Source organism: Amycolatopsis sp. NPDC102522 (assembly GCF_055584485.1).
On sequence record NZ_JBVJLY010000029.1, the window covers coordinates 1 to 25322 of the forward strand.

General features: G+C 67.9%; 29 protein-coding genes and 3 pseudogenes. 16 read left to right on the plus strand and 16 right to left on the minus strand.

The features are described from left to right. Positions 1-335 precede the first annotated feature (335 nt). Positions 336-1733, plus strand: coding sequence for a serine/threonine-protein kinase (locus ACZ6YV_RS39485; protein WP_465514506.1), 1398 nt, complete (start codon positions 336-338; stop codon positions 1731-1733). On the opposite strand, the gene ACZ6YV_RS39490 is transcribed toward ACZ6YV_RS39485, so the two are convergent. Together ACZ6YV_RS39490 and ACZ6YV_RS39495 are read right to left on the minus strand one after the other, a co-directional pair. Continuing rightward, a complete protein-coding gene (locus ACZ6YV_RS39490; RefSeq protein WP_465514507.1) occupies positions 1714-2571 on the minus strand; it encodes an LLM class F420-dependent oxidoreductase in 858 nt (285 codons plus the stop codon). The two genes, ACZ6YV_RS39485 and ACZ6YV_RS39490, sit on opposite strands and share 20 nt — an antisense overlap. Positions 2572-2597: 26 nt before the next feature. Next, positions 2598-3788: a cytochrome P450 family protein gene (locus ACZ6YV_RS39495; RefSeq protein ID WP_465514508.1), complete on the minus strand. Its 1191-nt coding sequence runs from the start codon at positions 3786-3788 to the stop codon at positions 2598-2600. Between the two features lie 107 nt (positions 3789-3895). Between ACZ6YV_RS39495 and ACZ6YV_RS39500 the strand changes: the two genes are divergently transcribed. Beyond that, the gene (locus ACZ6YV_RS39500; protein WP_465514509.1) at positions 3896-4978 is read left to right on the plus strand and encodes a TetR/AcrR family transcriptional regulator; all 1083 of its coding nucleotides are present in this window, start codon (positions 3896-3898) and stop codon (positions 4976-4978) included. Here ACZ6YV_RS39500 and ACZ6YV_RS39505 read toward each other — a convergent pair. Next, complete coding sequence (locus tag ACZ6YV_RS39505) at positions 4975-5499, minus strand: GNAT family N-acetyltransferase (protein WP_465514510.1); 525 nt, start codon at positions 5497-5499, stop codon at positions 4975-4977. The genes ACZ6YV_RS39500 and ACZ6YV_RS39505 overlap by 4 nt on opposite strands. A 79-nt stretch (positions 5500-5578) precedes the next feature. On the opposite strand from ACZ6YV_RS39505, the gene ACZ6YV_RS39510 reads away from it, so the two are divergent. From ACZ6YV_RS39510 to ACZ6YV_RS39520, 3 genes are read left to right on the plus strand one after another with little or no spacing between them, the layout of a single operon-like run. After that, positions 5579-5947 (plus strand): winged helix-turn-helix transcriptional regulator, encoded by a 369-nt coding sequence (locus ACZ6YV_RS39510; protein ID WP_465514511.1) that lies wholly within the window; start codon positions 5579-5581, stop codon positions 5945-5947. A 46-nt stretch (positions 5948-5993) separates the two neighbouring features. After that, the gene (locus ACZ6YV_RS39515) at positions 5994-6590 is read left to right on the plus strand and encodes a TetR/AcrR family transcriptional regulator (protein WP_378242464.1); all 597 of its coding nucleotides are present in this window, start codon (positions 5994-5996) and stop codon (positions 6588-6590) included. A 33-nt stretch (positions 6591-6623) separates the two neighbouring features. Beyond that, a complete protein-coding gene (locus ACZ6YV_RS39520; RefSeq protein ID WP_465514512.1) occupies positions 6624-7412 on the plus strand; it encodes an SDR family NAD(P)-dependent oxidoreductase in 789 nt (262 codons plus the stop codon). An 18-nt stretch (positions 7413-7430) separates the two neighbouring features. Here the strand turns inward: ACZ6YV_RS39520 and ACZ6YV_RS39525 are convergent, their stop codons facing one another. The 5 genes from ACZ6YV_RS39525 to ACZ6YV_RS39545 are packed head-to-tail and all read right to left on the minus strand — an operon-like array spanning position 7431 to position 10223. Continuing rightward, the gene (locus ACZ6YV_RS39525; protein WP_465514513.1) at positions 7431-7934 is read right to left on the minus strand and encodes a hypothetical protein; all 504 of its coding nucleotides are present in this window, start codon (positions 7932-7934) and stop codon (positions 7431-7433) included. Between the two features lie 12 nt (positions 7935-7946). Continuing rightward, positions 7947-9242, minus strand: a complete 1296-nt coding sequence (locus ACZ6YV_RS39530; RefSeq protein ID WP_465514514.1) for an NAD(P)/FAD-dependent oxidoreductase — start codon at positions 9240-9242, stop codon at positions 7947-7949. A gap of 2 nt (positions 9243-9244) precedes the next feature. Next, positions 9245-9511: a DUF4235 domain-containing protein gene (locus tag ACZ6YV_RS39535; RefSeq protein WP_093937072.1), complete on the minus strand. Its 267-nt coding sequence runs from the start codon at positions 9509-9511 to the stop codon at positions 9245-9247. After that, positions 9508-9813, minus strand: coding sequence for a DUF3618 domain-containing protein (locus tag ACZ6YV_RS39540; RefSeq protein WP_465514515.1), 306 nt, complete (start codon positions 9811-9813; stop codon positions 9508-9510). Before ACZ6YV_RS39540 ends, ACZ6YV_RS39535 begins: the two co-directional genes overlap by 4 nt. Next, on the minus strand, positions 9810-10223 hold the full coding sequence (locus ACZ6YV_RS39545; protein WP_465514516.1) for a phage holin family protein: 414 nt from the start codon (positions 10221-10223) through the stop codon (positions 9810-9812). The genes ACZ6YV_RS39540 and ACZ6YV_RS39545 overlap by 4 nt, the downstream gene beginning before the upstream one ends. 137 nt (positions 10224-10360) lie before the next feature. Here ACZ6YV_RS39545 and ACZ6YV_RS39550 point away from each other — a divergent pair, with 137 nt between their 5' ends. After that, the gene (locus tag ACZ6YV_RS39550; RefSeq protein WP_465514517.1) at positions 10361-10822 is read left to right on the plus strand and encodes an SRPBCC family protein; all 462 of its coding nucleotides are present in this window, start codon (positions 10361-10363) and stop codon (positions 10820-10822) included. Between the two features lie 96 nt (positions 10823-10918). Further along, positions 10919-11383, plus strand: a complete 465-nt coding sequence (locus ACZ6YV_RS39555) for a hypothetical protein (protein ID WP_465514518.1) — start codon at positions 10919-10921, stop codon at positions 11381-11383. Positions 11384-11451: 68 nt separating this feature from the next. Here the strand turns inward: ACZ6YV_RS39555 and ACZ6YV_RS39560 are convergent, their stop codons facing one another. The 3 genes from ACZ6YV_RS39560 to ACZ6YV_RS39570 form a co-directional block, all read right to left on the minus strand. Beyond that, positions 11452-12240, minus strand: coding sequence for a SigB/SigF/SigG family RNA polymerase sigma factor (locus ACZ6YV_RS39560; RefSeq protein WP_465514519.1), 789 nt, complete (start codon positions 12238-12240; stop codon positions 11452-11454). Beyond that, a complete protein-coding gene (locus tag ACZ6YV_RS39565; RefSeq protein WP_465514520.1) occupies positions 12237-12689 on the minus strand; it encodes an ATP-binding protein in 453 nt (150 codons plus the stop codon). Before ACZ6YV_RS39565 ends, ACZ6YV_RS39560 begins: the two co-directional genes overlap by 4 nt. Before the next feature lie 64 nt (positions 12690-12753). Further along, the gene (locus tag ACZ6YV_RS39570; protein ID WP_465514521.1) at positions 12754-13086 is read right to left on the minus strand and encodes a plasmid stabilization protein; all 333 of its coding nucleotides are present in this window, start codon (positions 13084-13086) and stop codon (positions 12754-12756) included. 201 nt (positions 13087-13287) lie between these two features. Here ACZ6YV_RS39570 and ACZ6YV_RS39575 point away from each other — a divergent pair, with 201 nt between their 5' ends. After that, positions 13288-13479 (plus strand): hypothetical protein, encoded by a 192-nt coding sequence (locus ACZ6YV_RS39575; RefSeq protein WP_465514522.1) that lies wholly within the window; start codon positions 13288-13290, stop codon positions 13477-13479. Between the two features lie 16 nt (positions 13480-13495). Here the strand turns inward: ACZ6YV_RS39575 and ACZ6YV_RS39580 are convergent. Further along, a pseudogene (locus ACZ6YV_RS39580) lies at positions 13496-14143 on the minus strand (helix-turn-helix domain-containing protein); the annotation flags it as partial. A 432-nt stretch (positions 14144-14575) separates the two neighbouring features. Here ACZ6YV_RS39580 and ACZ6YV_RS39585 point away from each other — a divergent pair. From ACZ6YV_RS39585 to groEL, 3 genes and pseudogenes are all read left to right on the plus strand, one after another. Then, positions 14576-14749, plus strand: a pseudogene (locus tag ACZ6YV_RS39585) (methane monooxygenase); the annotation flags it as partial. 72 nt (positions 14750-14821) lie between these two features. Next, positions 14822-15659 (plus strand): annotated as a pseudogene (locus ACZ6YV_RS39590) (FAD-binding oxidoreductase). 4 nt (positions 15660-15663) lie between these two features. After that, entirely contained in the window at positions 15664-16851 is a 1188-nt protein-coding gene (gene groEL, locus ACZ6YV_RS39595) for a chaperonin GroEL (RefSeq protein ID WP_465514523.1), read from the plus strand. Here the strand turns inward: groEL and ACZ6YV_RS39600 are convergent. Both ACZ6YV_RS39600 and ACZ6YV_RS39605 read right to left on the minus strand, forming a co-directional pair. Further along, on the minus strand, positions 16848-17060 hold the full coding sequence (locus tag ACZ6YV_RS39600) for a helix-turn-helix domain-containing protein (RefSeq protein WP_465514524.1): 213 nt from the start codon (positions 17058-17060) through the stop codon (positions 16848-16850). The genes groEL and ACZ6YV_RS39600 overlap by 4 nt on opposite strands. Further along, positions 17060-17518 (minus strand): DUF2975 domain-containing protein, encoded by a 459-nt coding sequence (locus ACZ6YV_RS39605; RefSeq protein ID WP_465514525.1) that lies wholly within the window; start codon positions 17516-17518, stop codon positions 17060-17062. Before ACZ6YV_RS39605 ends, ACZ6YV_RS39600 begins: the two co-directional genes overlap by 1 nt. Positions 17519-17833: 315 nt before the next feature. On the opposite strand from ACZ6YV_RS39605, the gene ACZ6YV_RS39610 reads away from it, so the two are divergent. Together ACZ6YV_RS39610 and ACZ6YV_RS39615 are read left to right on the plus strand one after the other, a co-directional pair. After that, on the plus strand, positions 17834-18241 hold the full coding sequence (locus ACZ6YV_RS39610) for a VOC family protein (RefSeq protein WP_465514526.1): 408 nt from the start codon (positions 17834-17836) through the stop codon (positions 18239-18241). A gap of 143 nt (positions 18242-18384) precedes the next feature. Then, complete coding sequence (locus ACZ6YV_RS39615; protein WP_465514527.1) at positions 18385-18738, plus strand: hypothetical protein; 354 nt, start codon at positions 18385-18387, stop codon at positions 18736-18738. A gap of 1146 nt (positions 18739-19884) precedes the next feature. Here ACZ6YV_RS39615 and ACZ6YV_RS39620 read toward each other — a convergent pair. Continuing rightward, entirely contained in the window at positions 19885-21132 is a 1248-nt protein-coding gene (locus ACZ6YV_RS39620) for an HNH endonuclease signature motif containing protein (protein WP_465514528.1), read from the minus strand. A 342-nt stretch (positions 21133-21474) separates the two neighbouring features. Beyond that, the gene (locus ACZ6YV_RS39625) at positions 21475-22026 is read right to left on the minus strand and encodes a dihydrofolate reductase family protein (RefSeq protein WP_465514529.1); all 552 of its coding nucleotides are present in this window, start codon (positions 22024-22026) and stop codon (positions 21475-21477) included. Between ACZ6YV_RS39625 and ACZ6YV_RS39630 the strand changes: the two genes are divergently transcribed. The 3 genes from ACZ6YV_RS39630 to ACZ6YV_RS39640 all read left to right on the plus strand — a co-directional run bounded on the left by ACZ6YV_RS39630 (position 22025) and on the right by ACZ6YV_RS39640 (position 25308). After that, positions 22025-22498 carry a winged helix-turn-helix transcriptional regulator gene (locus tag ACZ6YV_RS39630; protein WP_465514607.1) on the plus strand — a complete coding sequence of 158 codons (474 nt, stop codon included), beginning with the start codon at positions 22025-22027 and terminating at the stop codon, positions 22496-22498. The genes ACZ6YV_RS39625 and ACZ6YV_RS39630 overlap by 2 nt on opposite strands. A gap of 181 nt (positions 22499-22679) precedes the next feature. Next, positions 22680-23936 carry an ATP-grasp domain-containing protein gene (locus ACZ6YV_RS39635; RefSeq protein ID WP_465514530.1) on the plus strand — a complete coding sequence of 419 codons (1257 nt, stop codon included), beginning with the start codon at positions 22680-22682 and terminating at the stop codon, positions 23934-23936. 58 nt (positions 23937-23994) lie between these two features. Next, the gene (locus ACZ6YV_RS39640; RefSeq protein WP_465514531.1) at positions 23995-25308 is read left to right on the plus strand and encodes a lysine N(6)-hydroxylase/L-ornithine N(5)-oxygenase family protein; all 1314 of its coding nucleotides are present in this window, start codon (positions 23995-23997) and stop codon (positions 25306-25308) included. Positions 25309-25322: the final 14 nt, after the last annotated feature.

Consider the following 25322-nt stretch of genomic DNA (forward strand, 5'->3'; position numbering starts at 1 on the left):
CAGCAGGCCCTCACCGACCCGAACGGTAGCCCCGAACACCCGAAGACCACCCGAAGACTTGCTCCGGAACCCGAAGCGTCGCGCCGGACAGGACAGTTTCCCGCATCGCCGCCCTTTCCCGGAATCAGGCCACACCGGAGAAGTAAAGTGCGCTTCCGGCCGCCCGGGATACGAACTTTCGGGCAGCCGATGGGGCAGGGTTCCGCTGAACGGCCCAGACGCCGACGTGACCGACACCGCGCCGGAAACCACCGTGCCGGGTCCTGTGCCCCGGCGTGTTCCTGGCATGCTGGCAAGGTTCGCGCGAACACCACAGCTCCAGGGGGACGTCGATAATGGAGGAGATCCGCCGCCTCGCCGACAGGTTCGATCTCATCGAGCCCGTCGGCGGCGGCTCGATGGGCACCGTGTGGCGGGCGCGCGACGACAACCTGGAGCGCATCGTCGCGGTCAAGGAACTCCTTCTGCCGCACGGGCAAGGGGAGCAGAAGGCCGACGAGGCCAAGAACCGCGCGCTGCGCGAGGCCAGGATCGCCGCGCGGCTGGTGCATCCGCACGCCATCACCGTCTTCGGCGTGATCGACGAGCAGGACCGCCCGTGGATCATCATGGAGTACCTGCCGTCGACCAGCCTCGCGGACAAGCTCCGCGAAGGGCCGATGGAGGTCGACGACGTCATCCGTCTCGCCATCCAGCTGTGCTCGGCGCTGGCCGCCGCGCACCGGGCCGGCATCGTCCATCGTGACATCAAGCCCGGCAACGTCCTGCTCGGCGACGACGACACGGTCAAGATCACCGACTTCGGGATCTCGCGGGCGATGGGCGACGTCCAGCTCACCGCGACCGGTGAGATCTCCGGGACGCCTGCCTTCCTGGCGCCCGAGGTGGCCCGCGGAGAGGACGCCACGTCCGCTTCCGACGTGTTTTCGCTCGGTGCGACGCTGTACACCGCGCTCGAAGGCGGCACGCCGTATGGCACAGCGGAAAACCCGATCGCGCTGCTGTACCGCGCGTCGAGCGGGGAGATCACCCCGCCGGTCAAGTCGGGGATCCTGACGCCGCTGATGAACCGCCTCCTCGACGTCCGGCCGGACAGCAGGCCGACGATGACCGAGACCGAGCGTGAGCTGCGGGCGCTGGCGGCGGGGGAGCCGACGACGCTCGTCGCCGAGGAACCGCCGCCCAAGGCGCGCAAGGGGATGCTGATCGGGGTGATCGCCGTGTTCCTCGTGCTCGCGGCGGCGGCCGCCGCGGCCGTGGTCGTGGTGCTCAACCGCGGTGACGACGCCCCGACCGGTACGGCGCCTCCGGTGTCGCAGTCGCAGAGCGTTGCCCCGCCGTCATCGGAGCCCGTCGCTCCGCCGCCTACGCCCTCTTCGGCGCCCCCGTCGTCACCGCCGCCTTCGACTCCGCCGTCCTCGGCGGCGCCGCCTCCGGCGCAGACACCCGGGCAGGCTCTCGCGGCCTACTACACGCTGATCCCGAGCAATCTCCAGGCCGGGTTCGCGACGCTGACCGACAACTTCAAGCGCACCAGGAACCAGAGCTTCGAGCGGTATTCGAGCTACTGGAAGTCGTACCGCTCGGTGACCGTGTCGGACGTGTCCGAATCGGGGAACACGGTGTCGGCGAAGCTCACCTACGTGCTGACGTCCGGTGAGATCAGGTCGGGAAGGGAGACCTTCAATCTGGTGCAGCAGGACGGCCGCTACCTCATCGACTCCCAGCGGTGAGGTCGAGCTTCCCGGCGAGGCGCTGAAGCCAGGCCTCGACCTCGTCGGGTGAGCGGTCCGGGAGGCCGAAGATCGTTTCGGTGACCCCGGCGGCTTCCAGCTTGGCCAGGTTCTCCGGATCCGGGCGGACGCCGAGCGCCGAGATCTCCGGCTCGCCCGCGCGGCCTTCTTCGTGCCAGATCTCGCGTAGCCGCCGGGCCTTGGCCTCGATGTCGGTGTCGCCAGGGGTGGTGAGCCAGCCGTCGGCCGACTTCGCGATCCAGCGGAAGGTCTTCTCCGTCCCGCCCGCGCCGACGATCACCGGGATGTGGGCCTGGGCCGGTTTCGGCCATGCCCAGCTCGCGCCGAACGAGACGAACTCGCCCGCGTACGAGGCTTCGTCGTCCGTCCAGAGCGCGCGCATCGCTTCCAGGTACTCGCGCAGGACCGTCCGCCGTTTGCCGCCGGGGACGCCGTGATCGGCCAGTTCGTCGACGTTCCAGCCGAAGCCGACGCCGAGGGTGACCCGCCCGGCCGAAAGGTGATCGAGGCTGGCGATCGTCTTCGCCAGCGTGATCGGGTCACTCTCGACCGGGAGGGCCACCGCCGTCGCGAGCCGGATCCGCGTGGTCACCGAGGCCGCGGTGGCCAGCGCGACCCACGGGTCCAGCGTGCGCAGGTAGCGATCGTCGGGCAGCGACGAGTCGCCGGTGCGCGGATGTGGAGCTTCCCGTTTGACGGGGATATGCGTGTGTTCGGGCACGTGGAAGGCGTCGAAGCCCGCGGCTTCCGCCGCTTTGGCGGCGGCCGCCGGGGTGATGCCCCGGTCACTGGTGAACAGTACGATCCCGTGTCTCACAGGCGGTCACATTATTAGAACGTGTTTCAGTTAGCAACCGTCGCGTGCAGCTTGGCCGGCAGGGCGTTCAGTCGCCAGGTGCCCGGGTCCGGGATCCGCAGCACGCCGTCGGCGAGCGCCAGATCGGGGAATCGGCGCAGCAGGGCGGTGAGCGCGACCTCGGTCTGCACCCTGGCCAGCGAGGCGCCGAGGCAGAAATGCGGCCCGTGGGCGAACGCCAGGTGCCAGGACGGTCCGGCCGCGCGCCGGATGTCGAAGACGTCCGGCTCGGTGAACGCCCTCGGATCCCGGTTCGCCGCGGCGATCGCGACGGTAACGGGTTCTCCTTCAGGGATCAGGACGTCGCCGATCCGGACGTCGGTCGTGGTGAGCCGGGGGACCGTCAGGAGCTGCGGGCCGCACCAGCGCATCAGTTCCTCGACCGCGCCGGGCATGAGCGCCGGGTCTTCGCGGAGTTCGGCCAGCTGTGCGGGGTGGGCGAGCAGGATCTCGACGGCGTTGGCGATGAGGTTGCCGGGCACCTGGCCACCGAGGACGAGCTGCCAGACCAGGGAGACCAGTTCGGTTTCACTGAGCCTGTCGCCGTCTTCGGCGTGGATCAGGAGCAGTTGTGAGACGACGTCTTCGCCCGCCTCGAGTTTCCGGTTCGCGATGGCGGCGAGCGAGTCTTCGACGATCCCCGGGACCGCCTTCATGAGCCCTGGGCCGTCGCCGGCCGCGACCATGGTGCCGTACTCGCGCCAGCGCGGGCGGTCGGCTTCGGGGATGCCGACCAGCGCGCAGATCACGTCGATCGGCAGCGGCCGCGCGAAGGCGGTGACCAGGTCGATCTCGTCCTGTCCGGCGAGGCCGTCGAGGAGGTCTTCCACGAGCCGCTCGATCCCCGGGCGGAACGCGGCGGCCTTGCGTGGGGTGAACGCGGGGGACACGAGGCGCCGGAGCCGGAGGTGCTCCGGGCCTTCGACCACCTGCATGGACCGCATGTACGGGCGGCAGTGGTCGGGGATGTCCATCGGCGGGTAGCTGTCCGGGCTCAGAGCGAAGCGCGGGTCGCTCAGCATCTTCCGCGCCTCTTCGTGGCGCAGGACCGCCCACATCGAGAACCCCGGCGCGACGAGCTTGGCGATCGGGGAGAGCTCGCGGGCCGGGCTGTACGCGGTGAACGGATCGCGCAGGACCTCGGGGTCGGTCAGGAGGATTTCGGGAACTTCGGACAAGGCGGGTCTCCCAGTTCGGATGTTCAAATCAGATGTTCTCATCATCTGAATGCCCAAGGTATCTTGATCCGGGTCCGAGGGCAATCGCGCGGGGTGACGGGAGGCCGATGGTCCGGCTGAGCAGGGCGGAGACGCAGGAGCGCAATCGCGCGAAGGTGCTGGCCGCCGCGCGTGACGAGTTCGCGGGGCAGGGTTTCCGGGAGGCCAAGATCGACGTCATCGCCGAGCGGGCGGAACTCACGCGCGGCGCGGTCTACTCGAACTTCCCCGGGAAGCGCGCCCTGTACCTCGCCGTCCTGGCCGAGCTGGCGGAACGGTCCGCCGAAGCGCCGCACGCCACGCCGGGCAAGACGCTCTCGGACGCGTTGGGCGCCCTGGCCAGGGCGAGAGTGGCGGCACTTCCCCTGGACGAGGAGCAGGCGGGTCTCACCCGCGACCTGATGCCGGAGGTGCTCGCGGACGAGCGGATCCGGCGCCCGTTCGCTCAGCTGATGAAGCTCAACGGGCTGCTGCTCGGGCTCGCGCTGGAGCGGCTCGACCCGCCGGAACGCCCGGCGGGAGCGCCGATCCCGCGCCGTGTCCGGCTCGCCGAGACCGTGCTGACCACGCTGCACGGCGCCGGCCAGCTGGCGGCCGCCGCGCCGGGACTCGTCGAACCCTTCGACGTCGTGAGTGCCTGCGAACGGCTGGCGGGGCTGCCCCTCAACGACTGGTGGGCGCCGCCGGTGATCGTGCCCGCCGCGCAGGCCGCCGACCGGCCGTGGTCACCGCCCGAGGTCGTGGATCTGGTGCGCGCCGGACCGTTCGTACCCGCCGACGGTGTGGTCGTCGTACTGGGCACCCATCGGCTGGCCGCCGCGGAGGAGGCCGTCCGGGCGTCCGGAGGTGACGTCACCGTCGTCGTGGTGACCAGTGAGCCCGACGAACTGGTCCCGCTGACCCGGCTGATCGTCGCGGAGGTGTGCGGGGGTCTGCGGCAGGCTTTCCCGGAGTCGTCCTGGCCCGGTGTGCGCGTGGTGTGCGACGTGACCGGGACGCTGGCCGCGGCCGCGGGGGTGCTCGCGGTCAGCGACGAGACCGAGGCCGCGGTGCGGATCGAGCGAGGCCGGATCGTCGCCACCGCGGACGGGCGCGGCGCGGGACACGCCGTCTCGACGACGGGCGAAGTGTCCCGAGTGGACAGCGCCTAGACGATGTCCGTGGGACGGATCCGGTACACCTGCAGCCGAAGCCCGTAGTACTTCTCGGTTTCCCCGACCCAGTTCATCCCGAGCCGTTTCGCGGTGGCGATGGCGCGTTGGTTGGCGGGCCGCGCGACGGCGAAGAGTTCGTCCGTGTCCTGGGTGAACGCCCAGCCGAGCAGGGCGCGGGCGGCCTCGGAGGCGTATCCCTCGCCCCAGGCGTCCGGATGCAGCTGCCAGCTGATCTCCAGGTCCTCTTCGTACGGTGGCAACAGGTGAATGCCCAGCCCGCCGACGACCGCGCCGTCCTCCTTACGCTGGATCGCCCATCTTCCGCGTGGTGGCACGAGATTGGGCTGCGCCTGCTGCCAGGCCTGCAGAACCGAACGCATGGCCGCGGCGTCGGTCACCCGGTCCATCGCCGGGGTGAGCCACCGGGTCACGTCGGTGGTGCCGTAGATCGCCAGCGCGGCTTCGGCGTCGTCCTCGGACCAGTCACGGACGACGAGCCTTTCGGTGGTCAAGTCCATGACAAAACGTTACGCGCACAGGTGGGCTGGTGGGGTGTCCGGATCATGACAACTCGGCAACCCGCGTACCTTGGCTTTCATGCGCGCCGACGCCTCGACGACCCCTGCTCAAGCCTGTCCGATCGCCCCGGTGGTCGACCTCGTCTTCAGCCGTTGGACGACGCCGATCCTGTGGACTCTCAACGAGTTCGGCAAGCAGCGGTTCGTCGAACTCGAGCGGCGCATCGGCTCGATCACGCCGAAGGTGCTGACCCAGCGGCTGCGGCAACTGGAACGCGACGGTCTGCTCACGCGGACCTATCACGCCGAGGTGCCGCCCCGGGTCGAGTACGAGATCAGCGATCTGGGCCGGAGTCTGGCGCCGCTGTTCGCGACCCTCGCGGACTGGTCGGCGGAGAACCTGCCGAAGGTCGACGAGGCCCGGTCGGCGTACGACTCCGGTACCTGAGTCCGCATATTTGACCGATCGTTCTAGATGTGGTTAAGCTGTTCTCGTGTCCAGGGTGAAGGAATTCGACGTCGACGCGGCCTGCGATGCCGCGCTGGAACTGTTCTGGCGGCAGGGGTACGAGGCCACTTCGGTCAGCGATCTCGTCGCCGGGCTCGGCATCGGCAAGGCGAGTCTCTACGCGACGTTCGGTACCAAGCATCAGCTGTACCTGACGGTCTTGAACCGCTATATCGCCAGGGGCAACGAGAGGTTCGTCGAGGACTTCGCCGGACCGGGGCCCGCGCTCGCGGGGGTGCGGCGGCTCATCGACCGCTATCTCGCCGAAATACTCGACGAATCCGGGCGCAAGGGCTGTTTCGTGGTCAACGCGGCCATGGAGCTGATGCCGGGGGATCCCGAGGTCGCGCGGGTGGTCGAGCGCAGCTGGGACGCGATCGAGCTGGCTCTGCGGATGGCACTGAGCCGGGCGAGGGCGCAAGGCGAACTCGACGACGCCGCCGACCCGGAAGAGCTGGCCGGCTTCCTGCTCACCGTCCTGCAGGGGATGCGGGTGCTGAGCAAGGGGCCCGATCCCGCGGCACGGGCCAAAGCGACGGCGAAGCAGGCCATCGCCGTTGTCGAAGCCGCTCGCAAACACTGATAATAGAACGATCGGACCAGAAAGATGGCTACTGTGGGGATTACGGGGATTACGGGGATTACGGGAAAGCGGTTCAGCGGCAAGGTCGTCCTGGTCACCGGGGGAGGATCCGGGATCGGCCGGGCCACGGCGGCGGCTTTCGCGCGCGAAGGCGCTCAGGTCGTCGTCTCGGGCAGGGACGGCGAGAAACTGCGTCAGACGGTGAAGGAGATCGAGACCGACGGAGGCGTGGCCGACGCGGTGACCGCGGACGTGAGTGTCGGCGCCGAAGTGGAGCGTCTCGTCACCGAAACCGTGCGGCGGCACGGAAAACTCGACATCGCGTTCAACAACGCCGGTGTCCTCGGCCGCCCCGCGCCGACGGCGGATCTCGACGAAGACGGCTTCAACGCCGTCATGCAGACGAACCTCACGGGCACCTGGCTGTCCATGAAGCACGAGATCGCGCAGATGCGGGCAGGCGGCGGGGGCGTCATCGTCAACATGTCGTCCAACATCGGCTCGCACACCCGCCTCCCGGGGATGGCCGCCTACGCCGCATCGAAGGCCGCCGTGGACGTGCTGACCCGGACAGCCGCGCGCGACCACATCGCCGAGGGGATCCGGATCAACGCGGTCAGCCCTGGCGCCACCGACACCGGCATGTCGTTCCGGCCCGGCGAGACCGAGGCCGACCGAGCCGAACGGCTCGGTGCGGTCATCCCGCTCGGCCGGATCGGCGCGGTCGAGGAAATCGCCGCCGCGGTTCTGTGGCTGGCGTCCGACGAGTCCGCGTACGTCGTGGGGCACGACATCGTCCTGGACGGCGGTGCGAGCGCCTGAGCCTCACCGGCCTGACGGCTATCCGTCCCCGAGGATCTTGGTGATCCCGGCGACGACGTCCGGATGACCGAGCGGCAGCGGCGGCGGGATCCGGTTGTACGGTTCGCCGATGCTGTGGGGGAGGACGTCCACCGCGGTCCCGGCGGAGCGCACCCGTTCGGCCAGTTCGGAGGACTCGTCCGGCACCGGGTCGATCAGCAGGACGTGTGACGCGATGCCGGGATGACGTTCGGCCATCCGCAGGGCGTCCCCCGCCGACTCCCCGGCGGCCACGACGTCGATCGGCGGGCCGCCGGGCTCCGCGCCGCCGAGTACCTCCTCGGCCTGGCTGAGGGCACCGTCCACCGGCAGCCTGCACCAGATGACCTGACGCCGCGCCGCGAGCGGCCGCCACGTCGCCGGGAGTTCGCCGTGCTTGCCCTCGCCCGCGGGATCGAGGACCAGGAGCTTCGCCCCTTCGTCTCCGCCGTCGATGACGACCGAGGGGCCCTCGGCACGGACAGGGTCGGGTTCGGCGGGCATGGTCGTCCTTCCTCAGCGGTACGTGCGGGGCAGTTCCGGGGAATCGGTGTCCAGCGGGACCGCCGCCGACCGGACTAGTCCTAATTGAACTGTCTGGCGTTTCGTCACCGCTTCCAGCGCCCAATCGGTGGCGGTTCGCAGCCGGTTGCCCGGCATGGCCAGCAAATGGTAGCCGCGCGTGACAGCCTTGGCGGCCAGCCCGGAAAGGGGGATGTGCAAGGGATTCGCCGCCGCCTGATGGGCGCCGAGATCGACGACGAAGCCGAGGTCGTGGTGCAGGTAGGTGCCGTGCGAACCGTGCCCGAGGGACGCGGCCACGTTCCGACCGGCGAGCTTGCCCTGCCGTTCGGCGTGCTGGGCGGTCATCGCCGTGTATTCGCCGGGCCTGGTCAGGTCCGGGACGGCGGCCGCGTCCCCGCAGGCGTAGACGTCACGCCGTCCCGGGACGTTCAGTTGTGCCGTCACGACGAGCCTGCCCTTGGCCGTCTTCAACCCCAGGTCCTCGACCAGCGGGTCCGGCCGGACCCCGACGCACCACACCAGCGTGTGCGTCGGCACGGATTCGCCGGAGGTCAGCGTGACCCCCTTTTCGCCGGCGTTGTCGATCGACGTCTTCATCAGCACCTCGACCCCGCGTGCCCGCAGCACCTCGTCCGCGGTGGTGCCGAGCCGCTTGTCGAGCTCCGGCAGGACACGGTCGGCGACGTCCAGCAAAAGCCACCGGATCTTCTGGTCCTTGAGCTCGGGATGCCGGGCGGCGAGGGCGGCGGTGAACGCCGGCCCCTGCGCCGCGACCTCGGTGCCGGTGTACCCGGCGCCGACCACGACGAACGTGCAGCGCGCGTCGCGTTCGGCCTGATCCTTCGCCGAGGCGGCGAGTTCTATCTGCCGGGTGACGTGATCCCGCAGGTAGAGCGCCTCGGGTAGTCCTCGGAAGCCGTGGGCGTACTCGGGTACGCCGGGGATCGGCAGCAGCTTGTTGACACTGCCGGCGGCGAGCACCAGACGGTCGTAGCCGATCGAGTGCTCGCGGTCCTCGGGGTCGGTGTAGCTCACGGCACGGCCGTCGAAGTCGACCGACGTCGCGGTGCCGAGCACGAGGCGCACCCCGCGCAGGGTGCCGGGGATGGACACCGAGATCCGCCGCGGTTCGAGGATCCCGGCGGCGACCTCGGGCAGCAAGGGGAGGTAGAGAAAGTAGTCGGTCGGATTCAGCACGACGATCTCGGTGTCTTCGCCGACCGACTTGAGGAGGGTCTTGGCGGCGTTGTAGCCCGCGAACCCACCTCCGATGATCACTACGCGCATAGTCAGTCCTTCGTGGGCCAGTCGCCGGTCGCCTTGCGGTAGCCGACCGCGCCCGCCCGTTCGGTGGCCGCCTTCACCGCACCGAAGATCGCTCCCTGTGCGGCCGCCGCGACGATCACCTGAGTCCAGGTGAAGTCCCGGTCGGTGGCGTTCGGTGCGTCTTCTTCGCCGCTCACGCGTTTCCAGATCTGCTTGAACGCGATCCCGGCGAGCACGCCGCCCGCGGCGCTCACGACCATGTTCAGCGGTTTGTAGAGCACTTTGTTCACGACGAAGACCTCTTTCGCATGATCAGCCGGATCGTCACCAGCAGCGCGAGAACACCGGCGAAGATCGGAAGGGGATTCGCACGGACGACTTCGGTGCCCTGACGGAACTTCTCCGCGGCGGGTTCGGAGACCTTGTCGGAGATCTTGGCGCTGGCCTCGTCCACCTTGGCGTCGAGGTTGTCGTTGACCCTTGTCTTGACGTCCATCTTCTTGCCCAGCGCGTCGAGGGTCTCGGTGAGCTCCTCGCGGGTCACGTCACGATCGGTACGGGCTTCTTCGGCGTTCTTGGGGAAATCGGTCATGAGCGCACTCCTTGTTTGACGGTGTCGACATCCTCGCGGACGCCCTCGATGGCCTCTTCCGGCAGCGGCGGTGTCGCGCTCGCGACCTCCTTCTTGCCGACGACGGCCGAAAGGCCACCGATCAGCAACAGCGCCGCGCCGGTCACCACTGCCGCCAGCCACGCGGGCATGACCAGGGCGAGTGCCAGCACCACCGCGGCGATCAAGGTCGCCAGGCCGAAGAGCGCGAAGATCCCGGCCGCGCCGAACAGCCCGGCGCCGAGTCCCATCCGCTTCCCTTTGCCCTGCAGTTCGAACACGGCCAGCCGCATCTCGTCCCGTACCAGGCGTTTGACCTCGTCACTCAGGTCTGAGACCAGTTCACCGACCGACCTTTCCGCGGACGGCTTCCGGTGGGTTTCTTCGATCATGGAGCACCTCCTTGGAGCCTTCTGCCCGCCGTGTACCCGGCTGTGCGCGCGATCAATCACGGTGTGTTTCGCCCCTCGGAGGGTCGGGTAGCCGGGGGGTGCCGGCTCGAAAAGCACCCAACCGATGAGGAGGATGCATGAGCACGATCACCGAAATGGTGGACGTCGAAGTCCCGGTGAAGACCGCGTACAACCAGTGGACTCAGTTCGAGACCTTCCCGAACTTCATGGAAGGCGTCGAGGAGATCCGCCAAATCGACGCGACCCACACCCACTGGGTGACCAAGTTCGGTGGTGTGAGCCGGGAATTCGACGCGACCATCACCGAACAGCATCCCGACGAGCGTGTCGCGTGGACGTCGGACTCCGGTCCCGACCACGCGGGCGTCATCACCTTCCATCGCCTGGACGACAACAAGACCCGTGTCACGGCGCAGATGGAGATCGATCCGGAGGGCCTCGCCGAGAACGTCGCCGACAAACTCGGTGTGCTCGACCGCCGGGTCAAGGGCGACATGAAGCGGTTCAAGGAGTTCATCGAGAGCCGCGGCCGCGAGTCCGGCGCGTGGCGCGGTGACGTGGACCGCCCCGGCAACTGACTCTCGCCCGGGACCTTCCCCTGGAAGACCGAGTTTTCCAGGGGAAGGTCCCGGGTATCTCTTGGGTGAGGTTCACAACGAAAGGAGCGTTCCGGCATGACTGCCAACGCATACGTGGCCTTCCTCGTCATCGGGGTGGCGCTGGTCATGCTCGACGGTCTGATCATCTACCAGAGCGGTAAGCGTTACCTGCGAGGTTCCTACGGCGACCCCGCCGCCGGCGCGTCCATGACCTGGCTCGTCACGGTGCTGTTCCACCTCGCCACGTTGGGCGTCTTGGCGCTGCTGTCGACCATCGACATCGGCGGCAGCGATCTTCCGGGTGTGGTGGGCAGGCTGGGTGTGCTGCTGCTGGTCCTGGCCATCGCCCACGCGATCACGCTGAGCGTGCTTTCGCGGATCCGCGGCGAGCAGGAGGCCGAAGCGGTCATCAACCGCCCCAGGCAGCGTGTCGAGCCCGAACAGCAGGGCACGACGGTGACGCCGGTGCCCGGGCAGGAAGGTCGTTTCCCGACCGCCAGCCCGTCGATCGAACATCAGGCGCCGTACACGACGCCGTAAGAGGTAGCTTCCCGAAGTACGTGAAGGTCCCCTTCCCTCGACTGAGCCGAGGGAAGGGGACCTTCACGCTAGTCCGAGAGCTTTCCTCGCAGCTGGTCCAAGGTCTGCGAGAGAAGCCGCGAAACATGCATCTGCGAGATGCCGACGCGTTCCGCGATCTGCGTCTGGGTGTAGCCGCCGAAGAACCGCATCACGAGGATCGCGCGCTCCCGCTTCGGGAGTTCGCGCAGCAGCGGTTGCAGTGCTTCGTGGTTCTCCACCAGGGCCATCTCGTGGTCCTCTTCGCCGATCGTGTCTGCGAGGGAGAGTGACTCGGCGGGGTCGTCGTGGACCGGCTTGTCGACTGACAACGTCTGGTACGCCTGGCCGGCGAGCAGGCCTTCGCGTACTTCGTTCACTTCGAGCCCGAGGTATTCGGCGAGTTCGGTCGGAGTCGGCGCGCGGCCGAGCCGCTGGGCCAGCGCTGCCGTGCCCTGGCTGAGCGAGACGTGGAGTTCCTTGAGCCGCCTCGGTACCCGGACCGACCAGCCGGTGTCCCGGAAGTGCCGCCGGACCTCACCCATGATCGTGGGTACGGCGAAGGAGAGGAAGTCGTGCCCGCGGTCGGGGTCGAAGCGGTCGACCGCGTTGATCAGGCCGATCCGCGCCACCTGCACCAGGTCTTCGCGGGGCTCGCCCCGGCCGGAGAACCTGGTGGCGATGTGTTCGGCGAGCGGGAGCAGTTCGGTGACCAGGCGGGCCCGCAGATCCTGGCGGCGCTCGGAGCCCTCCGGGTGGGTGGCCATCTCCTCGAACAGGGGTTCGCAATGCGCGTAATCGTCCGCCTGCCGGGTGAGTGTCTTGCGCTCGCCGCTCACCCGTCGCTCGTTCCCGGGGCCAGGACGAGGTCGATCGTCGTCGTGCTCCCCAGGTCTCCGGGAATCGGTTCGCACCGCGCGGTCACCGAGCCGGTCAAGGTCGTCAGGACGTGCCAGCCGAAGGTCGTCTCGCTCGGCAGGAAGGGCGTCGCCGTCCGCGTCGAGATCGAGACGGCGATTCCCGCCGGTACTTCGTGGTAGACACAGCAAAGAACAGCTCCCGGTTCAGCGGGCTGGACAAGCTGGGAGCAGGCTTCGTCGACGGCCATCTTCGCGTCTGAAATGGCGTCCAAGCCGAAATCCGCGCGCGCCACCACACCGTGGGTGAGCGTGCGGACGAGAGGGATCTGTTCCGCCTCGGCGGGAAGGCAAAGCTCGACCCGGTCGAACAGTGCGTCCGACTGAGGGCGGGTCTGGGGGGTCAGGCCACCCCGTCCATGTGCATCCATTACGAAACCCATCCGTCCGTGGCCGTGAGGTATCCGCGGCGGGGACCCGCCGCGGGACGCGTGATCAACGGCCGAGGGCGCGCTGAAGCTCCTTTTTGGACATCTTCGACCTGCCCTTGACGTCGCGTTTCTTCGCTTCGTTGTAGAGCTGGTCCTTGGTCGGGCCGTTCGGGCCCTGGCGGTTCCCCGAGCGCTTGCCGCCCCGCCGCTGCGGCGACATGTCCTGGAGGGAGGTCCGGCTCGCTTCGCGGGACTCGCCCGCCTGCGCGCGGTTCTTGTTGACCGTGCGCGCGGCGATCTCCTCGGCCCGGCCGGTGCTCGCGCCCCGGTCCTTCGCCGAATCCTTGATTTTCTCGTACTGACGTTCTCGTTTTTCGCTCCACGCCTGCTGAGGCATCGCGACTCCTCTCTTCCCTGGATCAAGTACCCCGTTCGATTCACCGGATAAACGTCCGGTTGATCCCGGCGTTGCGGGGGGCCGATTCACACGGACGGAGTAAGGCGGCCGTGTCTCTGCGCACCCGGTCGGGGACACCTGTGTGCAAAGCCGCGATCGCGGGTACCAGAGCGGCACGGCGTCCTTGACAAGGGGGAACTGATGAGAAACGAACTCGGCCTTCACCCGCTGCCCGACCTGCTGCTCGAAGGCCGGGACACGCCGGAGCAGGAGGCCGTCCGCCGCAAGGCGGCCCTCGCCGTGGCTTCACACGCGACGAGCGCCGAAGACTGCGCGACGCTGCTGGACATGCTCGGCCTGCACGACGGCGGCCGCAGCTCCGAGGTGGCCTGACCCGGCCGCCGGGTCACTAGGTCCGGGTCGGCGCGACTATGCCGTACTCGTGGATCTTCCGGTAGATCGTCGCCCGGGAGATCCCGAGCAGCTGGGCCGCGCGCACCTTGTTGCCGTCGGCGTCTTCGAGGCTCCGCACGATCGCGTCGCGCTCGATCACCTCGAACCGGTTGAGCGGGCGTCGCGCCACGGCGTGGAACTCGGCGGGAAGGTCGCCGGGGACGATGCTCCCCGCGCGGCGGCGTTGCGCGACCTTTCTCAGCACCTGGTAGAGCTGGCCCGCGTTGCCCGGCCATTCGGCCCGCATGAGCAGGTGCAACGCGGCGGCCGAGCAGGTGAGGCGCCCGCCGTAGCCGAGTTTGCTCAGGAACAGGGGATGAGCTCGGTGAGGTCTTCGGCGTGGTGACGCAGCGGCGGGACCCGGACGGTCCGCGGGAAGAACTTCAGCAGTTCCGCCAGCTCGGGCACGGTTTCGGTGCCGGGCGACGAGCGTCGCCGGGGGATGGGCGCGGAGTTCGCGCCGCAGGCCGGCCGCCCACGCCGCGTCGGCCGCTCCCGAAGCGTCCACTGTGTACAGTCGCGCCGCCGGGCTGCGCCGCAGGTGCATCCCTTTGGCCAGAACGTGCTTCCCCGTTCCGGGACCCCCTTCGAGGACAACCCATTCCTTGCGGCTGAACCCGCTTTCCAGTTCGTGCCCGCACCGCAGCCACAACGGCGCGGAGCCGACGACGCCGGGGAGGTACATCGGCAAGCATCGGCGTGTTCGCGGAGCCTGGCAGGTCGGATTCGACGAGTTTGACCGACAGCACCCCGCCCGCGATGTCGCCGTCTCGCCGTCCGGGGACGCGGCGGCAGAACACACGCACCCGCTGACCGCTCGACAGCGCTAGCTTGAGTTTTAACCTGTTCGGCGGGGTCGCGGGTTGCTGGATTTGGTTTTCTTTCTGTGGCTGGGTTTCTGTCTGTTTGGGCTGGTCACGGTGTGGACGTCGTGGCGTGGTGTGGGTTGGTGGTTGGGCTGTCCTGCTGGTCGGCCGGGGCCGGGCCGTGAGGGTTTCGGGACCGCGGCGGGGCAGTCCAGCTGTGGGCGCAGGTTCCGAATCTGGACCTCGACCCGAAGGAGATGTGGACCCTCGACCACCTTCGCCGGATGCCCGAGGTGCGGTCGCCGAACTTGCTGCTGAACCGGATGACGGACGCGGAACGCGCCGCCTTCCAGGCCGACTACAACCGCCAGGGCCCGGCGGGGAGGCCCGCGCCGCGCTCCTGAGACCACGTGGGGAGGGCGTACCCCTCAACGAAAACAGCGCCCTCCCCACCTTCTCCCGCGGGACGAGGAGTCATGAGAAAGCACCGGGTGAGGTTCGAGCCTGTCGGCATCGAGATCGAGGTCGGCGAGGACCAGACGATCCTGCGTGCCGCCGCCGAACAGGGCGTCATGCTCATGCACGGCTGCAAGGAAGGGCAGTGCGCGTCCTGCAAGTCGTTCATCCTCGACGGCGACGACGTCGAACACGACCGGTACTCGACCTTCGACGAGGAGATGATCCAGGCCGGGCTGCCCATCACCGACGCGGTCGTGGAGGTCGTCGCGAACGAGAACGTGACCCACGACCTGCGGCATCTTCTCGTCCGGCTCGTCGAACCGGAGACGCTGAAGTTCTTTCCCGGCCAGTACCTGGACTTCAAGATCCCCGGCACGGACGAGACGCGGTCGTTCTCGATGGCCAACACCTCCGCGCGGGAAGGGAGGCTGGAATTCGTCGTCAAGGTCTATCCCGGCGGCCTGTTCTCGGAGTTCCTGGACACGCGAGTCAGCCCGGGGGACAGGCTGGAGGTCACCGGGCCGTTCGGGGTGTTCACGCTGCGGGACGCGCCCGGCGCCGAGGTCGTCTTCGTCGGGGGAGGGGCCGGGATGGCGCCCATCCTGGCGTTGCTGCGGTCGATGGCCGAACGCGGCATCGAGCGCGAGGCCACCTTCTACTACGGCGCCCGGCGGCGGCGCGACCGGGTTCGTCACCGACGTCCTCAAGCGGGCCGGACACGATCTCGACGGTGCCGACGCCTACGTCTGCGGGCCACCGCCGATGGTGGAGGCGGCTCTGGAGCTGTTGCCTTCCGTCGGAGTCGCGGAGAAACGCGTCTTCTACGACAAGTTCACCACTACCGGTGAGGAATGAACCCATGACAGACACCGAAGAACGCAGCGTGCCGAAGCCGGTCTTCACCGACGCCGAAGCCGGCGCCAAGGAGTTCCTGGACTCGGACGCGCGCCGCTCGCCCTATCTGGTGACCGACCCTGGACGGCTGGAGGCGGTGCTGGAGGATCCGTACCTCCTCATGTGCAGCGAGAAGATCACCCTGGTGCAGCAGCTGATGCCGTTGCTGGACAAAGTGATGCGGGCGCCGAGGCCGCTCGTGGTGATCGGGGAGACGGTCGAGGGGACCGCGCTGTCGATGCTGGTGCACAACCACGTCAACGGCACCTTCCAGTCTGTCGCGGTCCGGGCTCCCGGCTTCGGTGACCGGCGCCTGCACAAACTGGAGGACCTCGCCGCGGTGGTCGGCGGCGCGGTGCTCTCGCGGCAGTCCGGGTTCACGATGGAGACGATGACACTGGAGCACCTCAGCCGGGCCAAGCAGGTCCGGGTCACCGAGAACCAGACGACCATCGTGGGCGGCGGCGGTTCCGCCGAGGCCGTCGACTTCCGGGTCGGGCAGCTGCGGTCGGAACTGGAGCGGGCCCGGTTCGGGGTCGACGAGGAGGTGCTGACCGAACGGATCGGCGCGCTGACCGGCAAGGTCGCCGTGGTCCGCGTCGGCGCGGCCACCCCGGCCGAACTCAAGGAACTCCAGCACCGGGTGGAGGACGCGCTGTCGGCGACCAGGGCCGCGATGGCCGAGGGCATCGTGGCGGGCGGCGGTGCGGCGCTGCTGCACGCGGAGAAGGCGCTGGAGGACCTCGGGCTGGACGGTGACCACGCCCTCGGCGCCGGGATCGTGCGGCAGGCGCTGAGCGAACCGGCGTACCTCATCGCGTTCAACGCCGGTCATCCTGCGCACGAGATCGTCGCCAGGACCAGGGAACTGGGTGACGACGAGGGCTTCGACGCCCTGCACGACCGCTATGGCGACATGATCCAGATGGGCGTCGTCGATCCGTTGCGGGTCTGCCGGTCCGCGGTCCAGAACGGTGCTTCGGTGGCGGGGCTGCTGCTGACTACGAATTCGCTGATCGCCGAGGAACAGACGCCGTGGGGCGGGAGCCGGGCGCTGATGACCGAGTTCGGGCCGCTGGACGAGGGGCTGCGGCAGCCTTCGCCGGATTCCAGTACGCCGCAGTCGCTGGGGATAGGACCGTCAGTGGGCTAAACACTGTCCTCGACCCATTCGAGCAGGTCGCCGGGCTGGCATTCGAGGACCCGGCACATCGCTTCCAGGGTGCTGAACCGGACGGCTTTGGCGCGGCCGTTCTTCAGCACCGCCACGTTCGCCGGGGTGAGCCCCACGAGCTCGGCGAACTCGCCGACACTCATCTTGCGTTTGGCCAGTTCGACGTCGATGCGGACGACGATCGGCATCAGATCACCTGTTCCAGGTCGGAGCGCAGCGTGGTGGCCTGTCGCAGCAGCGTGCGCATCACGATCATGAGGAGGAACAGTACGGCGATGCCGATCAACGCCAAGAACAACAGCAGCGGCAGGCCCGGGTCTCCGGCGTTGAAGCCGACGTAGAGGAACACAGCCGCCAGGACCACCCAGCCGACGAGGATCGCCCACACGATCACGTCCACCCACCTCAGGGACGCCTCGGTGAAGATCCGGTCCTTCTTGACTAGGGTGAGCAGCTGCCAGGTGGCGACGACCACGACCTGGACACACAGCACCCAGAAGACGGAGACCACCGTCGCCGGCCAGCGTAGGTAGGTCATATGCACGAACTGGCCGGGCAGGGACATGGTCTGGAAGAGGACCAGGATCCCGAACAGCAGCACGAGGAACACTCGGAGAGGCGCGACCGCCCGTTGCCCTGTGATCATGCATCGAGTTTCGCGCGTTATCTATCGAAAGTCAATCGGTAGCTATCGGAGAGTGATGTCCCGCTGTGGCGTTGGGGACATGCGGGGGTGTGTGGGGGTGCTCGACGCGACGTCGCCGAAGCGTCGACACTAAAAGCGGCATTCGCGACGGGGTCTGTTCGTCGTCGGGGCGCATTGGGGAAATTGCTCACCGCATTCGGCGAACGGGGTTGAATTTTCGTTGCCTGAAGGAATTCACCCGGCCGTAGTCAAGCCGTTGTCGCGCCCGGTGAGGTCTGCCAGGATGCTCGGGACCCGACCAGAAGGAGCGTTCCAGTGGCTTCCCGTCTCAACCCTTACATCAGCTTCGCCGGCGACGCCCGGCAGGCCATGGAGTTCTACAAGTCGGTGTTCGGCGGAGAACTGACGCTGAATACGTTCGGCGAGTCCGGTATGGCGGGTTCGCCGGTGGAGGACCAGATCATGCACAGCCAGCTCGATTCGCCGGGCGGCTACACGATCATGGCGTCGGACACGCCGCCGGGAATGGAGCACAAGCCGGGCACCAACCTGTCGGTCAGCCTCAGTGGCGATGACGGCGAGGAATTGCGCGGATACTGGGAGAAACTCTCCGCGGACGGCACTGTTTCGGTCCCGTTCGAAAAGCAGATGTGGGGCGACGAATTCGGTGCCTGCACCGACAAGTTCGGTATCTCGTGGATGGTGAACGTCACTCAAGGCTAGGGGCTTCCGGCCCTGTCCGATCCGTGCCGAAGCTCCCCACTTCCGGGGACTTGCGGCTCCGATCGCGCGAAACCTGTGATGCCGCCGGTGGAACCGCCGTTCTTCCTTCGTCAGGATTCGGCGGTTCCACCGGGAGGCAGGGTATGAACAAGAGGGTCGCGATACTGCTGGCATCGGCGGGCGCCGCCGTTTCCGTCGCGGGACTGAGTGGTTGCGGGACGACGACCACCGGGACACCGGTCACGGTGGTGAGGGAGATCGTGCCGCCGTCGACGACCACTGCGGTTGTCGCGCCACCCGCTACTTCGGTGGTCGTGGTGGAGCCGCCGGTAACGGTCACTCGGGCGCCTTCGCTGACGTCGTGTCAGCGCCTTGCCGGCGACGGGTTCTCTTATACGTACGCGTTCAACGCCTGGGTGAACGCGGGACGTCCGTTGAGTTGGGACGCCGATCGCGATGGGTTCCCTTGCGAGCAGTCGTACGGGAATCGGAACTAGCGGCGCAGGTGTTGTAGCGGGTCCAGGTAGTGCGGTGGGATGAACTCGAGCCGCGGCGACTTCGCGACGGTGAAGGATATGGGACGTTGGGTGTCCTGATTCCTTCACCGTCGATCCGGGCGTCCGGTGGGATCGTCACTCTCGTGTAGGTCGGCGGTAGGTAGGCAAAGACCGGTCGCCACTCGAAGTCCACTAGGGCGTGTCTGTCAAAGGTTTCGGTTGGTGGCTGGGATGCTTCCGGTCGTTTCGCGGTTTCAGTTGCTCTCGGATGTGCAGTAGGCGTTGATCGAGGATCTGCTTCCTGTCCGGACCGGCAAGCAGGGCAGGCCGTTCTCCGATGCCTGGGCGATGGTCGAAGGAATCATTTACCGCTATCGGTGCGGGATCGCCTGGCGGGGATGTGCCGGACGTGTTCGGTCCGTGGCAGACGATTTGGACCTGGCGCCGCCGCATGGCTGGAGACGGGACCTGGGACTTCGTCGACGATCGTGCGGGCGCATCAGCACGCCACCAACATCGCCCGTCTCACAGGGGGTGGGTCGAATTACACGGATCTGCTCGCCGAGCCGCCTGATCACGCGATCGGCCGCCCCCGTGGCGGCTGGAGCGCCAAAGTGCACCATCTCGTCGACGGAAATGGCTGGCCGCTGGTCGCTCTGGGCAGTCCCGGCCAGGCCTGTGACGCACCGGTGTTCCCGCACCTGATGCGACACCTGCGGATCCGTCGAGCCGGGCGTGGCCGGGGCCAGAACCCGGCCGGATCCGCTTCGCGGCGACAAAGCGTATTCGTCCCGGGTGATCTGTCGGCATCTGCGCAACCGGGAGATCACTGCGGTGATCCCCGAACCCGACGATCAGGCCGGACATCGCAAACGACGGGGCTCCCGCGGACGCAACGTTGTCGAGCGCCGGTTCAACCTGCTCAAGCAATAGCGCGGACCTGGCCGACTGGGCCACATGCTACGACAAACTAGCCATCATCTACCGATCCGCGGTAGTCCTCCACGTCGCGATCACCTGGACCAAAACACTGTCAGACACCCTAGACCTGGTGCTGTCCGCCGGTTTCGGTGGCGTGGTGGCTGTGGGCATGGCGAGGGGCCCGTCGCCGTGTTGGCTGGCGGGCTCCTCGGGTCATGCGGGGGCTCAGACGCGGATGTTGCGCCGGGATCTTCGTAACGGATCCAGATACTGGGGCGGAATGAACTCCGGTAACCCATCGGCTGCCATCCGGACTTGCCAGTCGCCGTGGTGGATCAGGCGGTGGTGAAAACCGCAGAGCAACACGAGGTTGCGGAGGTCGGTGGGTCCACCGTCTGCCCAGTGCTCAATATGATGAGCGTGACAATTCCTGGGTCTTCGATGACACCCGGGGAACGCGCAACCCCGGTCCCGGATGTTCAACGCTCGGCGCTGTCCTGGGGTGACGAATCGTCGTAGTCGTCCCACGTCCAGCGGCTCTCCGGCGGCATTGAGCACGACGGGGAGCATGAGGCAGTCGCAGGCGGCCATGCGGGCTTCGCGAGCGGTCATGGTCCCGACGAAGTCGAGACAGGCTTTCCCGATCCCGGTCTTGAGTTCTTCCAGGCCGATCGTCACGTGCACCAGGGTTCGGTAGCCGTTGGTGCCAGGTTGGTCGGGGCAGGCGATCGCCAAATCGAGGAGCTCGGCCCACGCATCGCCTTGGCGTTCGTCTTTGGACCGCGGATCTACCTGCCCGAACTCGTCCACCGGACGAGGCTTCGCATACGCCTCCAGCGCAGCGGCCGTCCGGGCACCCGTCTCATCATCGAGGAGACCGTTCAGCTTCCAGAAGCCGTCTTTGCGGCGTTCCAGGGTGACTTCGCGGCGCGGCTGCTTCGGCTCAGGCTCCTTCGGCTCGTTCCCGTCCGGGTCGAGCCAGCCCATGATCTGCTGCTCGGCATCCGCCACCTGCCGCGGCCCCGCACCACGAGCCAGATCGGCCAGGATCTTCTCCGCACTCACCCGATCCTCCACGGAGGTGTCGGGCGGGATCCGTCCCAGGATCTCCAAGATCTGGGCGATGCGCTCAGCCCCGATCATCCCCTCCGCGGCGAGAGCGCCAGTGGCGGGCGCCAATGCCGGGATCTCCGTGCCGTCCAAAGCCCGGGTCGGGTTCATCGCGATCGCCTGATTCACCACTGGTCGAGCCTCACTCCACGACAACCCCGCCACATCAGCAAACCAGGACACAGTCGAGCCGTATCCGAACAAGTCTTTGACGCCCCGGGACTCGACCTCCGCCAAGTACTGCCCCAGACCGGCGGAGGCGACCCGCATCACCTGCAGGAACTGTTGCACGCCATGCGCAAGCTCCAGCTTGCCAGCGCGCCACAACTCCTGCGGCAGTTCGGGAACGAAGGTCTCGGACATCCCTCCATAATACGCCGCTCCAGTCGAACATGTGTTCGTAATTTTAAGTGACAATAGAACGGGCCGCCGACATCCAAAGGGTGATCCGGAAAATCACGCCAAGTAAACATGCCAAAAGTGAAAGGCATTCACGCCGGATTGACCGCCCGCACTTTCTCAGGAAGCCGAAAAGCGGCGACGACACCACCGGCAGCGACAAGAAGGATGAATCCGAACACGACACCGAAGGTCAAGACGGGCCTGGAGGCGAGTTCGGCCAGGGTTGCGCCCCCTGCACCGCCGCAGCCACCTGTCTGACTGTGTTGAACAGGCTGGACGCCCTGCTCCGCCAAAGCCGCTGCGTCACCGAACCGGCCGAAACCGAACGTCAACCGACCCGAACGGGTCCCCTTCGCCGACACCGCGCAGGCGGATCGGCGTCCCGCCGGGGTTGTCGTACAACCGGATGCCGTCGCCGAGGAGGACCGGCGCGATGTGCAGGTCGATCTCGTCGATCAACCTGAGCTCGAGCAGCTGTCGGCCGATGTTCGGCGAGAACACTTCGAGGTTCTTCCCGTCCGCCGCCTCCAGTCCGATCCGGACCGCTTCGGCCGGCCCGCGGTCCAGGAACGTGACACCGTCCGTGGGGGTCGCGTCCTCGGGGTGATGGGTGAGGATGAAGAGCGGCCCTTTCCAGGCGCCGCCATAGATCCCACTGGGATCGGGGTGGGTGTCCCAGCCGTCGCGCCCGCCGAGGACGGCACCGGTGGTCGCGGCGTACTCCTCGATCTCGCCCGGCCGGGACGTGAGGCCCGCCATCCAGTCCATGGTGTGAGCCGGGCCCGCGACGAAGCCGTCGAGCGACATTGTGAAGTGCCAGAGCACTTTCCCGCTCGCTGTCTGAGGTTCGAACATCTCGCCTCCTACTCGTTCGGGCTGTCCGATCAACGCCGCGGTCGAGGCGTTCGGTGACAGCTGGAGCCTGCTCGTGCTGCGGGACATCATGTTCGGCACGCGGCGCTACTTCCGGGAGCTGCTCGCCGGGTCCGAAGAGGGGATCGCTTCCAACATCCTGGCCGACAGGCTGAAACGGCTGGTCAAGGCCGGTCTGCTGACCCGGGAGGACGTCGGCCCCGGCAAACGGGCCGCGTACAGCCTGACCGAGGAGTCGATCCAGCTGGTGCCCGTGTTCGCCCAGCTCGGTTCCTGGGGTCTGCGCCATCGCCCGACCACGAAGCGGCTGCGGGTGCGGGCGGAACTGCTCGCGGCGGGCGGGCCGGAACTGTGGGCCGAGTTCATGGCCGAACTGCGGGTCGTCCATCTCGGTGAGCCCGCCCCGGAACAGAGCGGACCCGGCGTGCTGGCGCGCCTCGCCGCCGCTCTCTGACGGTCGCCGCCGCCTTGTCCCGCAAGGGCTCCCGCTGACCGCGACGCCTGAACAATCCCCATAGCATCCCCGGCCTCGCCACGCATCTCGTTGATTGTTCTGCCCGAATCAAGGGTTCCGGTCAACCAATCCCCGGGATGTAGTAGCCCGCGACGAAGCGACGGGCTGGTGGGGAGAGCGAATGAGCTCAGCGGAGGGTGTTGTCCTGGTGATCGGCTGCGGGATGCGGCCGTACCGGGAGTACCTGTTGGCGTCGGCCGGGCACCGGCATCCCTTGTGGCTGTTCAACGGGACCGAGCCGACCTGGCAGGAGCGCTACATCACCGGCGCCACGGTGCTGGACCTGCAGGATCGCGACGCCGTACTGGCCGCGGCCCGCGCGGTGAACGCGAAGACGCCGGTGCTCGGTGTGGTGTCGTGGGACGAGGCGCTGATCGTCACGGCGGCGCACGTCGCGGACGAACTCGGCCTGCCGGGCGCGGGGATCTCCGCGATCGAGGGCTGCCGCGACAAGTGGCTCAACCGCCGGACGCTCACCGCGGCCGGAGTGGCGCAGCCGGACTTCGGGTTCGTGCACGACGAAGAGCAGGCGGTCCGCGTGGCCGACCGGATCGGGTACCCGGTCGTGGTCAAGCCGCGCGGAGGCGGGGCCAGTATCGGCGTCAGTTTCGCGGAAGACGGCGAGGCGGTGCGGAAGGCGTTCCGGACGGCGGAGGACGCCAGCTTTGGCGGCTCTCCCGCGTACCAGGGCGGGGCGCTGGTCGAGGAGTACCTGTCCGGCCCCGAAATCAGTGTGGACGGTGCCGTCGTGGACGGTGAGTACACGCCGATGTTCGTGGCGCACAAGACGGTCGGCATGCATCCGTACTTCGAGGAACTCGGCCATCTGGTCAGCTCCGCGGACGAACTGCTCGCCGACCCGGTGCTCCGCTCGACACTGGCCCGCGCGCACAGCGCGATCGACTTCCGGTACGGCATCACCCACACCGAACTCAAGCTCACCGAACGCGGGCCGGTGATCGTGGAGATCAACGGCAGGCTCGGCGGCGACCTGATCCCGTTGCTCGCGCGGTTCGCGACCGGGATCGATCCCGGCGCGGCCGCGGTCGACGTCGCGCTCGGCATGCGCCCCCACCTCCCGCACGAGGCCGAGCCCCGGTGGGTCGGCGTGCGGTTCGGCTACCCGAAACAGGACTGCGTCGTCGAGTCCGTCTCCGTGCCGGGTTCCGGGCGGGACAACGGGATCCTCGCCGCCGACGCGCTCGTCGAGCCGGGGGCGCGGATGCGGCTGCCGCCGGCGGAGTTCATCTCGCGGCACGCGTACGTGATCTGCGCGGGCAGCGATCCCGACGACTGCGAAGTGGTGCTGGACAAGGCCATGGCCCAGGTCCGGCTGACAGCGCATCCTCTGCTGCCTTCGGTGGCCGTCGGTGGCTGACCGCGCACGGGCACCGCAGAACACCTTCCAAGCACTCACAACGATGGCGGAGCAAACAATGGCGAACCGTGATGTCGAGCTTCTCGCAGTCGGAGCAGGACCGTCCAACCTGGCACTCGCCGTGGCGCTCGAGGAGCTCGCGCCCGGCCTGGCCCGCGATTCGGTCCTGCTCGAACGCGACGAGGAGGTCTCCTGGCAGCGGGGCATGCTCCTGCCGGAGGCGCTGTCGCAGGTCTCGTTCCTCAAGGACCTGGTGACCCTGCGCAACCCGTGCAGCCGCTTCTCGTTCCTCAGCTACCTGCACGCCACCGACCGGCTCAACGAGTTCGTGAACATGGGCAGCTTCGTCCCGTACCGGGCCGAGCTGGCCGACTATCTCAAGTGGACGGCTGACTCGCTGGCGCTGGTGGACCTGCAGCGTGGCCGGGAATGCCTCGACATCACTCCCGTGTGGACGGACGGCACGCTGACCGGCTGGGACACCAGGGTCGCCGACGGCGAGACCATCCGAAGCCGGTACCTGGTGGTCGGCGCGGGTCGGGACGCGCGGATCCCCGACGAGCTCAGGACGGTGAACCAGGACCGCGTCATCCACAGCACGCAGTACCTGCCGAGGATCGCCAAGCTCCGCAAGGATCTCCCGTACCGGGTCGCGGTGATCGGCGCCGGGCAGAGCGCGGCGGAACTGTTCGGCGCGGTGCAGAACGATCTGCCCGAATGCAAGCCGACCATGGTGATGCGTTCGATCGGCCTGAACTACTACGAGAGCAGCAAGTTCAACAACGAGCTGTTCTTCCCGTCGCATGTGGACAAGTTCTTCGACGCGCGGCCGGAAGCACGCGAGCAGATGCTCAAGGAGATGCACCACACGAACTACTCCGGGCTGGCGCCGGGCACGATGGACGCGCTCTACCGGTCCATCTACCTGGACCGCCTCTCCGGCCGTTCCCGCCTGCAGATGGTCACGATGAGCGACATCACCGACGCCCGTGACGAGGGCGACGAGATCGTGCTGGAACTGACCGATCGGCGCACCGGCGAGACGCAGGAACTGCGCACCGACCTCGTGCTGCTCGGCACCGGGTTCTCCCCGGAGATGCCGAGGATGGTCCAGGAGATCGCGAAGTCGATCGGTCTCTCGGAGATCAAGGTGACCCGCGACTACCGGCTGGAGATCGACCAGCCCGCGACCGCGGCCGTCTACCTCCAGGGCGTCAACGAAGCGACGCACGGGATCGCGGACTCGCTGCTGAGCGTCCTCGCCCCGCGCGCCAACGACATCCTGCAGGACATCCTCGCCCATCGCGGCGAGACCCCTTCGGTGCCACCGCAGCCGACATCGGACGCCGCACCCATCGTCGCCACCCGCTGATCACGGAGAAGGAA